The 12,359-nt window shown below is 71.9% G+C and carries 9 protein-coding genes; 7 read left to right on the forward strand and 2 right to left on the reverse strand.

Annotated features, from left to right (window positions below; genetic code table 11):
* Nucleotides 1-3 precede the first annotated feature (3 nt).
* Nucleotides 4-1,221 carry a DUF1501 domain-containing protein gene (locus tag IH26_RS0115075; protein ID WP_030436812.1) on the forward strand — a complete coding sequence of 406 codons (1,218 nt, stop codon included), beginning with the start codon at nt 4-6 and terminating at the stop codon, nt 1,219-1,221.
* Here the strand turns inward: IH26_RS0115075 and IH26_RS0115080 are convergent.
* On the reverse strand, nt 1,218-1,589 hold the full coding sequence (locus IH26_RS0115080; protein WP_030436813.1) for a hypothetical protein: 372 nt from the start codon (nt 1,587-1,589) through the stop codon (nt 1,218-1,220). The genes IH26_RS0115075 and IH26_RS0115080 overlap by 4 nt on opposite strands.
* Before the next feature lie 130 nt (nt 1,590-1,719).
* On the opposite strand from IH26_RS0115080, the gene IH26_RS0115085 reads away from it, so the two are divergent.
* Nucleotides 1,720-3,390 (forward strand): SulP family inorganic anion transporter, encoded by a 1,671-nt coding sequence (locus tag IH26_RS0115085; RefSeq protein ID WP_051808127.1) that lies wholly within the window; start codon nt 1,720-1,722, stop codon nt 3,388-3,390.
* A gap of 1,230 nt (nt 3,391-4,620) precedes the next feature.
* Nucleotides 4,621-5,421, forward strand: coding sequence for an SAM-dependent methyltransferase (locus tag IH26_RS0115090; RefSeq protein ID WP_030436815.1), 801 nt, complete (start codon nt 4,621-4,623; stop codon nt 5,419-5,421).
* Nucleotides 5,422-5,589: 168 nt separating this feature from the next.
* Here the strand turns inward: IH26_RS0115090 and IH26_RS53560 are convergent, their stop codons facing one another.
* Nucleotides 5,590-6,897: an ROK family transcriptional regulator gene (locus tag IH26_RS53560; protein ID WP_157437200.1), complete on the reverse strand. Its 1,308-nt coding sequence runs from the start codon at nt 6,895-6,897 to the stop codon at nt 5,590-5,592.
* Nucleotides 6,898-7,105: 208 nt separating this feature from the next.
* Here IH26_RS53560 and IH26_RS0115100 point away from each other — a divergent pair, with 208 nt between their 5' ends.
* Genes IH26_RS0115100 through IH26_RS0115115 form a run of 4 tightly spaced genes read left to right on the forward strand, consistent with a single transcriptional unit; the run spans nt 7,106 to nt 12,321 of the window.
* A complete protein-coding gene (locus IH26_RS0115100; RefSeq protein WP_157437201.1) occupies nt 7,106-7,906 on the forward strand; it encodes a carbohydrate ABC transporter permease in 801 nt (266 codons plus the stop codon).
* A 10-nt stretch (nt 7,907-7,916) separates the two neighbouring features.
* On the forward strand, nt 7,917-8,831 hold the full coding sequence (locus IH26_RS0115105; protein WP_030436818.1) for a carbohydrate ABC transporter permease: 915 nt from the start codon (nt 7,917-7,919) through the stop codon (nt 8,829-8,831).
* On the forward strand, nt 8,828-10,204 hold the full coding sequence (locus tag IH26_RS0115110) for an ABC transporter substrate-binding protein (RefSeq protein WP_030436819.1): 1,377 nt from the start codon (nt 8,828-8,830) through the stop codon (nt 10,202-10,204). Before IH26_RS0115105 ends, IH26_RS0115110 begins: the two co-directional genes overlap by 4 nt.
* Nucleotides 10,201-12,321, forward strand: a complete 2,121-nt coding sequence (locus IH26_RS0115115; RefSeq protein WP_030436820.1) for an alpha-galactosidase — start codon at nt 10,201-10,203, stop codon at nt 12,319-12,321. Before IH26_RS0115110 ends, IH26_RS0115115 begins: the two co-directional genes overlap by 4 nt.
* Nucleotides 12,322-12,359: the final 38 nt, after the last annotated feature.

Consider the following 12,359-nt stretch of genomic DNA (forward strand, 5'->3'; position numbering starts at 1 on the left):
ACCTTGACCGAGATCCTGTGCAAGCGCCGGACCCTGCTCGCCGGCGCGGCGGCCGGCCTGACCGCGACGCTGCTCGACACCCGCTTCGCCTTCGCCGCCGGCCCGGCCGCCGGCCGGGACGTGTTCGTGCTGCTCTCGCTGCGCGGCGGGTTCGACGGACTGTCCGCGATCGTGCCGGCGGCCGACCCGGACTACTACGCGCTGCGGCCGACCATCGGCGTACCGCAAGGGCAGTTGCTCGCCGGCGACGGCTTCTTCGGCCTGCACCCCGCGCTCGCCCCGCTGCTGCCGTATTGGCAGGCCGGCACGTTCGCTGCGGTGCACGCCGCGGGGCAGCCGGCGCCGAACCGGTCGCATTTCGCGGCGATGGAGGAGTTGGAGCGGGCCGCGCCGGGCACCTCGATCCGCACCGGCTGGCTCGACCGGGTGCTCGGCGGGTTCGGCTCGCCGGCCGGGTTCGGCGGCGTCTCGGTCGGCAGCGCCCGGCCCGCCCGGGTGCTGGCCGGCGGCGCCCCGCACCTCGGCCTGTCCTCGGTGGACGGCTTCAAGCTCGACGGCGACCTGGACGGGCGGCCGCTCGCCGCCACGATGGCCAAGCTGTACCAGGGCGCGCCGGACGCACTGGCCACCAACACCGGCCAGATGCTCGGCGCGCTCGGCACGGCCAAGCAGTTGCGGGCCGCCGGGTACGCGCCCGCCGCGAGCTACCCGGCGACCGACCTCGGCAACGCGCTCAAGGACGTGGCGCGGCTGGTCAAGGCCGACGTCGGGCTGCGCACGGCGACGCTCGACTGCGGCGACTGGGACATGCACGAGGACCTCGGCGCCGCCGTCTCGGGCAAGCGCTTCTACGACCACCTGAACGCGCTCGCGACCGCACTGGCCGCCTTCGCCGCCGACCTCGGCCCGGACGGGATGCGCAAGGTCACCCTCGTGACGATCAGCGAGTTCGGCCGGCGGGTCGCGCAGAACGGCTCCGGCGGGCTCGACCACGGCTACGGCAACGCCATGCTGCTGCTCGGCGGAAACGTCAAAGGCGGTCGGGTGTACGGGCAATGGCCGGGCCTCGCCGCGTCCCGGCTCGTCGACGGCGACCTCGCGGTGACCACCGACTACCGCGCGGTGATCGCCGAGGTGCTGCGGACGCGCTGCGGGCTGACCGACACCTCGGCGGTCTTCCCGGGCGTGACCGGCTCCGCCCTGGGCCTCGTCGCCGCCTAGATCTCGAAGTTCTGCTCGATGATCCGCAACCGGTGCCGGGCCATGGCCAGGTTGGCCCGGTCCCGGCGGAGCGCGAGATAGATGAACAGGCCCTTGCCCGACCGGCCGGTAATCGGGCGGAGCAGGTGGTACTGCGTGTCCAGGGTGACGAGGACGTCCTCGATCTTCTCGGTGATGCCCAGCAGTTCCATGGTGCGCATCTTGGCCACCAGCACCTCGGTGTTGGCCGCGCCGGCGACCACCGGGTCGAACTCCTGGCCGCCGCCCGCCGTGCCGAGGGTCATGCCGCTGGTCCGGTCGACGACCGCCGCGGCGATCGCCCCGTCGATCTGCAGCGCTTCCTTGAGCGCCACCCCTAGCTCAGCCATCTGCCGTCCTCCGATCACGAAACGTGTCTTGGTCGATTGCCCGAGGATGTGCGGCCCGTACGCCGCCGGGCCGGACTCATCGTGCGTCACTTGAAGATTTTTGCAAGTACAAAGATACTAAATTACTGTGATGAGACGGGTAAGCGATCTGTTGCCGCAGCGCTCGGACTGGAACGCGCTCCGGCATGCCCCACGCCGCGACCTGGTGGCCGGGGTGACCGTCGCGGTCGTGGCGCTGCCGCTGGCCCTGGCCTTCGGTGTCGCCTCCGGCCTGGGCGCCCAGGCCGGGCTGATCACGGCGGTGGTGGCCGGTGCCCTGGCGGCGATCTTCGGCGGGTCGAACCTGCAGGTCTCCGGGCCGACCGGCGCGATGACCGTGGTGCTGCTCCCGGTGGTGCACCGGTTCGGGCGCACCGGCGTGCTGATGGTCGGCCTGCTGGCCGGTCTGCTGCTGGTCGCGATGGCGTTCGCCCGGCTCGGCCGCTACCTGCGGTACCTGCCGGTTCCGGTGGTCGAGGGCTTCACCGCGGGCATCGCGGTCGTGATCGGCCTCCAGCAGGTGCCCGCGGCGCTGGGAGTCGCCGGCGCGCACGGCGACAAGGTGTGGTCGGTGGCGGCGGATGCGGTGATCCGGTTCGCCGGGCATCCGCGGCCGGCGCCGATCCTGGTGGCCGCGGGCGTCGCCGCGCTGATGCTGCTCGGGGCGCGCTGGCGGCCGGTCGTGCCGTTCTCCCTGCTCGGCATCCTCGTGGCGACAGTGCTGGCGGAGACCACGGGCCTGCCGCTGGCCCGGATCGGCGCGCTGCCGGCCGGTTTCGCGGCGCCGTCGCTGGCCTTCCTCGACTGGCGGGCGCTGCCCGGGCTGCTGCCCGCGGCGGGCGCGGTCGCCGCGCTGGCGGCGTTGGAGAGCCTGCTGTCCGCGACGGTCGCCGACGCGATGAGCGTCGACGAGCGCCACGACCCCGACCGGGAGCTGTTCGGGCAGGGCATCGCGAACCTGGTGACGCCCGTCCTGGGCGGCGTGCCCGGCACGGCCGCGATCGCCCGCACCGCGGTCAGCGTGCGCGCCGGCGCACGCTCCAAGCTGGCCGCCTTCACCCACGCCGCCGCCCTGGCGGGCGTGGTGCTGCTGGCCGCACCGCTGGTGTCCCGGATCCCGATGGCCGCGCTCGCCGGGGTCCTGATCGCCACCGCGGTCCGGATGGTCCAGGCCGCGTCGCTGCTCGCCCTGATCCGAGCCACCCGCCGCGACGCGATCGTCCTGGTGCTCACCTTCGGCGTCACGGTCTTCTTCGACCTGGTGACGGCGGTGGCGGCCGGCATCGGCGTCGCGGTCGTGCTGGCGCTGCGCGCGGTCGCCCGCACGGCCCGCCTCGAACGCGTGCCGATCGACCGCGACGACCGGCACGCCGAGGAGCAGGCCCTGCTCGACCAGCACATCGTCGCGTACCGCCTGGACGGCCCGCTGTTCTTCGCGGCCGCCCACGACTTCCTGCTGGAGCTGAGCGAGGTCGCCGACGTCCGCGTGGTGATCCTGCGCATGTCACGGGTCTCGACCATCGACGCCACCGGCGCCCACATCCTCGACGACACCATCACCCGCCTCCAGCGGCGCGGCATCGCGGTTCTGCTGTCCGGCATCGATCCCAGCCACCAGCAGGTGCTCTCCGCGCTCGGGGTCGCCGCCCGCCTGCGCCGGGACGACCTGGTCTTCCCCGACACCCCGGCGGCCATCGACCGGGCCCGCCACCTGCTGCACCTCGATCCCGCCGACTCCGTCACCGAGGCGGCATCCGTGTGACGAACAGCGGCAGTTGTCACCGTGATCGTTTCGTTGGACGAGCCCTCCGCCTCACCGTCCAGCCCGGTGAGATTGGCAGGTTTCTCAGACAGTCGCACGCGTCCCGGCCGAATCTCGTGCAGCGTGGCGCCCGGGACCCGATACGTATCCTTGTCCCGGAAAGAGCGTCTCGAGCAAGTGGCGATTCTCATGGGGATCAATGGTGTCCGGACGGTCTAACGGGTTCGCGAGCCCTGAAGGTGCGCGACCTCCACCCGGGATCACGGTAACGCCGGGTAGTGCCGACGATGACGCTCGCCTGGGCGGTACGCTTCAGGATTTGCCGATCAGCGGATGCCCCACGTTCGCTGCCCGACTTTGCTCTGCGCACCGCGACGCACTGCTCTGCACACCGCGACGCCCTGCTCTGCACACCGCGACGCCCTGCTCTGCACACCGCGACGCATCGCTCGCCGCCCCACCTCGATCTTGATGGCCCGGCGTTCAGAGCTAACGGAAAATCTGCACTCTCCGGTGGAGCGAAACATCGATGAAGGGTCTCTGCGCCTCTCTGGCTGCCCGGCTGGTCCGCGCTTTCAGATCTGGATGGCGCGGCGGGGGGTGGTGCGTCATGGTGCGCAGAGCTGTGCGTCATGGTGCGCAGAGCAAATGGCGGCGCGAGACCTCCGCTCATGCCGCGATTCGCTCGTTACGCAGCGTCGTGGCATGGTCGGGTGGTCGGGGGCCAGGCGCCGCTCGGCCGGGTGATCGCGGAGTAGCCGTTCGCGGCCCCGGAACTGGTCGGGATTGCCCACTGGCGCCAGACCCCTGGCCGCAGCGCGGCCCGTGCATGGCAGCCGACCTGATCGTGAGGCTCGCTTGAGAGCTGTTGGCAAGGCGGGGCCGGAGTCGCGTCGACGACACGACCCGGATGCGTCGCGGCCGGCTAACCCTTGTTGTTGCCGCCATTCCCGCCGTTGCCGTTGCCCGGACCCGGGACGGCAGGACCGAAGCACAAGCGGCCTGCGCCGCCTGCCGGGCCGCGTCGGTGACGCCGTCCGGCTTGGTGATTTCCGACCTGACACGTGGTCAGGGCGGGATGGATTTTCGGCATTCGCAACGCCGGCGCCGCCCGCCGCGGTGTTCGGCCGAGGACAGTGAGATCGACGCCGGGCCGGGCAGCATGATGCCGCGCGGCTTTCGCGGGCCGGCGGTGAGAGGGTTCGAGGGGAACCCATTACGATCACGGCCATGAGTTCGTCCGGGCAGTTCGACAGCAGCGTCGCCCACCCTGCTCGCCGCTACAACTACTGGCTCGGCGGCAAGGACAACTTCGCCGCGGACCGGGCCTCGGGCGACGCGATCGAAGCCGCGATGCCCGGGATCCGGCTCATGGCGCTGGAGAACCGGATGTTCCTCGGACGGGCCGTCCGTTTCCTGGCCGAGCAGGGGATCGACCAGTTCCTGGACATCGGCACGGGCATCCCGGCGCCGGGCAACACGCACGAGGTCGCCCAGTCGATCACGCCGTCGGCACGGGTGGTCTACGTGGACAACGACCCGCTCGTGCTCTCGCACGCCCGCGCCCTGATGACCAGCGGGCCGGTCGGGGCGACCGCGTACCTCGACGCCGACCTGCGCGATCCCGAGTCGATCCTGAACCACCCCGACCTCGCGGCGACGCTCGACCTGACCCGCCCGGTCGGTCTGCTGCTCATCGCGGTGATTCATTTCGTCCGCGACGACGAGGACGCCGTGGGTGTGATCAAGCGCCTGTCCGACGCCCTGGCCCCGGGCAGCTACCTGGCGATCACGCAGGCCACCTGGCAGTACCAGTCGGCCGAGTCGATCGAGAAGCTGACCGCGGCCAACGCCGACGGCCGCTTCGTCCCGCGCAACGGCACCGAGTTGCTCGGCCTGCTCCCGCCGGGCCTGGCGCCGGTCGAGCCGGGCCTGGTCTCGGTGTCACGCTGGCGTGCCGACGATGCGCCGCAGCCACGACCGGCGGTTGAGGACGTCGCCTGCAACGGCCTGGTGGCCCGCAAGCTCTGACCGGTCCGCCGGAAGCGTTCGAATTGGCCCTCGACGGCGACCTGCCCGAGATACGAGGTGTCATCCCGCGGCGGATGGCGCCCCGCGCCGGGCCAGGCGGGCGGCGGCCCGCCCGCCAGGCCGCCGCCCGCCAGGCCGCCGCCCGCCAGGCCGCCGCCCGCCAGGCGGTCAGACGCCGCCGAGGACGTGCTGGATGCCGGCGACGGCGGCGCCGCGGGCCCAGTCGGTGAACGTCAGCGGGGTCGTGACGATCTCGAGGGCGCAGCGCTGGACCTCGTACGGTCCCGGGCGCAGCCGGTCGTCGATGGTCTGCCGCATCGCGGGCGCGGCGGCGAGCGCGGCGACGTCCTCGCCGGCGAGCACGACGCAAGTGGTCTGCAGGGCGCCCGCGACGGTGGCGACCAGGTGGCCGAGGGCGCGGGCGGCGGCGGTCAGCTGCCGGCCGGCCCGCTCGTTGCCGGCCCGGCTCGCCTCGGCCAGGCCGGCGAAGGTGACCGGGCTCGCCTCGGCCAGGCCCGCGGAGGCGACCGGGCCCGCCTCGGCCAGGCCCGCGGAGGCGACCCGGCCCGCCTCGGCCAGGCCCGCGGAGGCGACCCGGCCCGCCTCGGCCAGGCCCGCGGAGGTGGCCGGGCCCGGGGCGCCCTCGGGCGCGCTGCCCCGCATGTCCTCGCGGTTGAGGTAGGCCGAGACGCAGCCGCGATGGCCGAGCCGGCAGCGCGGGCCGCGCGGGTCGATCGGCGCGTGCGCGAGCAGGTGGCCGTTGTCGATGAGCTGCTCGGCGGCGATGCCCTCGCGGACGGCGGCGAAGCCCAGGCCGGCGCCGACGGTGACGACGCCGAAGGTGGAGTGCGTCCGGCCGGCGCCGAACCACAGCTGCTCACGGGCCAGGGCGGCGACGTCGTTGGTGACGATGACCGGCAGGCCGGTGCGCTGCTCGATCGGGGTGGCGAGGTCGACGTCGCGCCAGCCGAGGAAGGTGCCCTCGCGCACGATCGTGCGATCGGCGACCACCCCGCCGACGGACACGGCGATGCCGTCCAGGGTGGGCACCCGCCGGGCGAGCTTGCCGGCCAGCTGGGCGACGACCTTGGCGGCGCCGGCCGGTGGCACCGTGCCCTCGGCCGGCTCGGGCAGCGCCGCCCGGGCGGTCGCCTTGACCTCGCCGAACATGTCGCAGACGACGCCGAACGCGGTGTCGCCGGTGAGCTTGCAGCCCACCACGTGCCGGGCGCCGGGCACCGCGGTCAGCACCTGGCGGGGGCGGCCGATCGCCGTCTCCGGCTCCAGGGCCTCGGAGGCCATGCCGCCGTCGACCAGGGCGCGGGCGAGGCGGGAGGTCGACGCGTACGAGATGTTCAGGTGATCGCCCAGGTCCTGCCGGGTGGCCGGGCCGTGCACGAGCAGGTGCCGGGTGACCGCCAGCTCGGCGGCGGACAGCCCTCGCCGAGGCCGCCCCGACCTGCCGGTCATCACCATGTGCACCAGTCTACGAGTGACGCTTGTCACACCCGGCTCCTCGCCTTATTTTCAATCAGATTGAAAATAAGGAGGCATTGATGGCAATCAGCACCTCCACCCCGTCGCTCGCGCCACCCCCACCCGCCGGGCCTCGGCGAAGCGCCACGACGACACCCGGCTGGCCATCCTGTTCATCGCCCCGGCCCTGATCGGGTTTCTGGTCTTCATGGTGTGGCCGACCCTGCGCGGCATCTATCTGAGCTTCACCAAATTCAACCTGCTCACCCCGCCGAAGTGGACCGGTCTGGACAACTACGTCCGGATGGTGCAGGACCCGGTCTTCTGGAACGCGCTCAAGGTGACCGTCTACTACGTCGTGGTCAACATCGCGGTGCAGACCGCGGTGGCGCTGGTGATCGCCGTGATGATGCAGCGGCTCACCAAGCGCACCTGGCTGCGCGGGATCGTGCTGACCCCGTACCTGGTCTCCAACGTGGTGGCCGCCCTGGTCTTCCTGTGGATCCTCGACTACCAGCTCGGCATCGGGAACCACGTCATCTCCTGGCTCGGGCTGGACCGGATCGCGTTCCTGAGCGACAGCACCTGGGTCATCCCCACGATCGCCCTGATCAACGTCTGGCGGCACGTCGGCTACACGGCCCTGCTGATCTTCGCGGGGCTGCAGACCATTCCCGAGACCATGTACGAGGCGGCCCGGGTCGACGGCGCGAGCGAGATAACCATGTTCCGGCGGATCACGGTGCCGCTGCTGCGGCCGATCATGGCGCTCGTGCTGATCATCACGGTGGTCGGGTCGTTCCAGGTCTTCGACACCGTCGCGGTCACCACCCGCGGCGGGCCGGTCGACTCGTCCCGGGTGCTGCAGTACTACATCTACGACATGGCGTTCGGCCGCTTCCAGTTCGGCTACGCCTCGGCGATGTCGGTCGCCCTGCTGGTCATCCTGGTCGTGATCACCTTCGTGCAGTACCGGCTCACCCGGGCCGAGTCGTCGGATCTGGCGTGAGGAGGAGACGATGGCCACCACCACAGCCGCGGTGCCGGTCGTTGCGAAGCGCCGGTTCGGCTTCGGGCGTACGGCCGCCTGGGCTTTTATGATCTTGGTGATTCTCCTGTCGCTGTTCCCGTTCTATTGGATGCTGCGGACGGCCCTGTCCAGCAACAACGCCCTGTACGCCGGGTCGGACAGCCTGCTGCCGGTGCAGTTCTCCTGGGGCGGCTTCGAGCGGGTCTTCGGCCTGCAGACCGGGCAGGCGGCGATCGACGCCGGCGGCGCCGGGCAGCCGATCCAGTTCTGGCACTACCTGCTGAACTCGGTCATCGTGTCCTCGCTGGTGACCGGCGGCCAGGTGTTCTTCTCCGCGATGGCCGCGTACGCGTTCGCCCGCCTGCAGTGGCGGCACCGGGAGACGGTCTTCCGGTTCTTCCTCGGCGGCCTGATGATCCCGACGATCTTCACGCTGCTGCCGAACTTCGTGCTGATCAAGCAGCTCGGGCTGGTCGACACGCTGTTCGGGATCGCGCTGCCGACCATGCTGATGACCCCGTTCGCGGTGTTCTTCCTGCGCCAGTTCTTCCTCGGCATCTCCCGCGAGGTCGAGGAGGCGGCGCTGGTCGAGGGGGCCAGCAAGGTGCGGGTCTTCTTCCGGCTGATCCTGCCGATGTCCTCGGCGCCGCTCGCCACCCTGGCGATCCTGACCTACATCACCTCGTGGAACGACTACTTCTGGCCGCTGATGGTCAGTTACACCGACCGCTCCCGGGTGCTCACGGTCGCGCTGGGCGTCTTCAAGTCGCAGACGCCGCAGACCGGCCCGGACTGGTCCGGGCTGATGGCCGCGACCCTGGTGGCGGCCCTGCCGATGCTCGTCCTGTTCTGCTTCTTCGCCAAGCGGATCGTCAACTCGATCGGATTCAGTGGGATCAAATGAGACGACTTCTCGCGGCCCTGTCCGCCGCCACGCTGCTCGCCGGGTGCGGGTGGGGTGGCGCGGACGCCGCCACCGGGCCGGGCGGCAACGGCACCATCGAGTACTGGCTGTGGGACTCCGGGCAGCAGCCGGGCTACCAGAAGTGCGCGGACGCGTTCGCCGCGCAGAACCCGGGCTTGAAGGTGCACATCTCGCAGTACGGCTGGGACGTCTACTGGTCCAAGCTGACCGCCGGCTTCATCGCCGACACCGCCCCCGACGTCTTCACCGACCACCTCGCCAAGTTCGCCCAGTTCGTCGACCTGAAGGTGCTGCGCCCGCTGGACGAGCTCGGCCCGACCAGCGACGTCCAGGACGGCGACTACCAGCAGGGCCTGGCCGAGCTGTGGAAGGGCAAGGACGGCCACCGGTACGGCACCCCCAAGGACTGGGACACCATCGCGATCTTCTACAACAAGGCGGCGCTCACCGCGGCCGGCGTCGACCCGGCCCAGCTCGGCAACCTGAGCTGGAACCCGCGGGACGGCGGCACCTTCGAGAAGCTCGTCGCCCACCTCACGATCGACGACAAGGGTGTCCGCGGCGACCAGCCGGGCTTCGACAAGAACCACGTCAAGCAGTACGGCCTCGGCTCGGACGGCTCCGGGGGCGGCGGCTGGGGCCAGACCCAGTGGTCGGCGTTCACCGGCAGCGCCGGTTGGTCGGTCACCGACAAGAACCCGTGGGGCACCCACTTCAACCTCGACCAGCCCGCCTTCCAGACGACCCTGAGCTGGTACTTCGGCCTGGTCCGCAAGGGCTTCATGCCGTCGTACGAGCAGATCGGCGGTGCCAACCCGATCGGCCCGGACAAGGAGATCCAGTCCGGAATCGCGGCGATGGGGCTCAGCGGCTCCTGGATGATCTCCACGTTCACCAAGCTCACCGACGCGGCCGGCAAGAAGCTCGACATCGGCATCGCGCCCACCCCGATCGGCCCGACCGGCAAGCGGGCGTCGATGTTCAACGGCCTGGCCGACTCGATCACCACCCTCTCCAAGCAGCCGGAGAACGCCGCCAAGTGGGTCAAGTTCCTCTCCGGCGCCCAGTGCCAGGACATCATCGGCCACTCCGGCGTGGTCTTCCCGGCCCGGCCCGAGGGCACCCAGCTGGCCGTCGCCTACAACCGCGACCAGCGCAAGCTCGACGTCACGCCGTTCACCGACCAGGTCAAGGAGAAGACCACGTTCCTCTTCCCGGTGACCACCAACGCCGCCGACATCACCGCGCTGATGAACCCGCGGATGGACGCCGTCTACATCGGCAGCGCTCCGGTCTCCTCGCTGACCACGCTCAACGACCAGCTCAACAAGCTGTTCGAGGTCGCCCAATGATGCTGCACTGGCGCGCCGGCGGGGTCAGCCTCGTGCTCGACTGCTCCGGGACCCTCCTGCCCCGCGTCGTGCACTGGGGCGCCGACCTCGGGGACGTGTCCTTGGCGGATCTGGCGCTCGCCGGGGTGCCGCAGCGGGCCAGCAACGGCCTCGACGAGGTCGTCCCGGTCAGCGTGCTGCCGGAGCAGTCGGCCGGCTGGGTCGGCACCCCCGGACTGGCCGGCCACCGCGAAGGCACCGCATTCTCCACCGCTTTCGTGGTGACCGGCCTCGAGGAGGACGGCCGGCGCCTGACCGTCGCCGCGCGGGACGCCGCGGCCGGGCTCGCGCTGCGGCTGGGGCTGGAGCTGACCGACGCCGGCCTGGTGCGGCAGCGGGCGACGCTGACCAATGCGGACCCGGCGTCGGTCTTCACGGTCGACGGCCTGCTGCCCACCCTGCCGGTGCCGGCCGAGGCCACCGAGCTGCTCGACTTCACCGGGCGGCACCTGCGCGAACGCATCCCCCAGCGGCAGCCCTTCACCCTCGGGACGCGGTTGCGGGAGAACCGGCGCGGGCGGACCGGCGCCGACGCCTCGATCGTGCTGGCCGCCGGCGCCGCGGGGTTCGGCTTCGGCGCCGGCGAGGTGTGGGGCATCCACGTGGCCTGGAGCGGCAACCACCGGACGCTGGCCGAGCGGACGCCGACCGGGGTCTCCCTGCTCGGCGGGGGAGAGCTGCCGCTGGCCGGCGAGGTGCGGTTGGCGCCGGGTGAGTCGTACGGCAGCCCCTGGCTCTATGGCTCGTACGGCCGGGGGCTGGACGAGCTGTCCGGGCGCTTCCACCGGCACCTGCGGGCCCGGCCCCGGCATCCCCGATCGCCCCGCCCGGTGATCGTCAACACCTGGGAGGCGGTCTACTTCGACCACGACCTGGCCCGGCTCACCGCGCTGGCCGACGTCGCCGCCCGGGTCGGCGCCGAGCGGTTCGTCCTGGACGACGGCTGGTTCCGGCACCGCCGCGACGACCACGCCGGGCTCGGCGACTGGTACGTCGACGAGACGGTCTGGCCCAAGGGCCTGCACCCGCTGGTCGACCACGTCCGCGGGCTCGGCCTCGAGTTCGGCCTCTGGGTCGAGCCCGAGATGGTCAACCCCGACTCGGACCTGGCCCGGGCCCACCCCGACTGGATCCTGTCGACCGGCGGCCGGATGCCGCCCGCGGCCCGCCACCAGCAGGTCCTCGACCTCGGGCACCCGGCGGCCTACGACTACCTGCTCGAACGGCTGGACGCGCTGCTGTCCGAGTACGACATCGACTACCTCAAGTGGGACCACAACCGCGACCTCATCGACGCCGGGCACTCGCCCACCGGCCGGGCCGGCGTCCACGTCCAGACCCTCCGGCTGTACGCGCTGCTCGACGACCTGCGCGCCCGGCACCCCGGGGTGGAGATCGAGTCGTGCTCCTCCGGCGGCTCCCGGGTCGACCTCGGCATCCTCGAACGCACCGACCGGGTCTGGGCCAGCGACTGCAACGACGCGCTCGAGCGGCAGCACATCCAGCGCTGGACCGGCACGCTGCTGCCGCCCGAGATGATCGGCGCGCACGTGGGACCGACCGTCTCGCACACCACCGGGCGGGTGCACACCCTCGACTTCCGGGCCGGGACGGCGCTGTTCGGGCACTTCGGCATCGAGTGGGACCTGACCGCGGCCACCGAGGCCGACCGCGAGCGGCTCGCCGAGTGGGTCCGGCTCTACAAAGAGTTGCGCGGCCTGCTGCACGGCGGGACGGTCGTGCGGGCCGACCACCCGGATCCGGCGCTGTGGGTGCACGGGGTGGTCGCCCCGGACCGCTCGGACGCCGTGTACGCGCTGGTGGCCATGGCGACCGGGGTGGCGTCGCCGCCCGGGCCGGTACGGCTGCCCGGCCTGGAACCGGACGCGCTCTACCGGGTCGAGCCGCTCGCGCCCGGCGACCGGCCGGCCGGGCCGACCCCGGACGCGCTGCGCTGGTGGGCCGGTGGCGTCGAGTTGACCGGCCGGGCGCTCGCGGCGGCCGGCGTGCAGGCGCCGGTGCAGTTCCCGGAGCGGCTCGCCCTGATCCGCGCCACCCGGCGGCCGTTGGGTCGTTGATCGATTTGATCAGCTCCTTCCAGCACCCGGGACCGACC

Source organism: Actinoplanes subtropicus, assembly GCF_000721705.1.
GTDB classification, from domain to species: domain Bacteria; phylum Actinomycetota; class Actinomycetes; order Mycobacteriales; family Micromonosporaceae; genus Actinoplanes; species Actinoplanes subtropicus.

What these genes read in the sequence shown, in the direction of transcription:
- IH26_RS0115080 (WP_030436813.1), bottom strand. Translation starts at nt 1,589, where the DNA reads ATGGCTGAGCTAGGGGTGGCGCTCAAGGAAGCGCTGCAGATCGACGGG.
- IH26_RS0115085 (WP_051808127.1), top strand. Translation starts at nt 1,720, where the DNA reads ATGAGACGGGTAAGCGATCTGTTGCCGCAGCGCTCGGACTGGAACGCG.
- IH26_RS0115090 (WP_030436815.1), top strand. Translation starts at nt 4,621, where the DNA reads ATGAGTTCGTCCGGGCAGTTCGACAGCAGCGTCGCCCACCCTGCTCGC.
- IH26_RS53560 (WP_157437200.1), bottom strand. Translation starts at nt 6,897, where the DNA reads ATGGTGATGACCGGCAGGTCGGGGCGGCCTCGGCGAGGGCTGTCCGCC.
- IH26_RS0115100 (WP_157437201.1), top strand. Translation starts at nt 7,106, where the DNA reads ATGGTGTGGCCGACCCTGCGCGGCATCTATCTGAGCTTCACCAAATTC.
- IH26_RS0115105 (WP_030436818.1), top strand. Translation starts at nt 7,917, where the DNA reads ATGGCCACCACCACAGCCGCGGTGCCGGTCGTTGCGAAGCGCCGGTTC.
- IH26_RS0115110 (WP_030436819.1), top strand. Translation starts at nt 8,828, where the DNA reads ATGAGACGACTTCTCGCGGCCCTGTCCGCCGCCACGCTGCTCGCCGGG.
- IH26_RS0115115 (WP_030436820.1), top strand. Translation starts at nt 10,201, where the DNA reads ATGATGCTGCACTGGCGCGCCGGCGGGGTCAGCCTCGTGCTCGACTGC.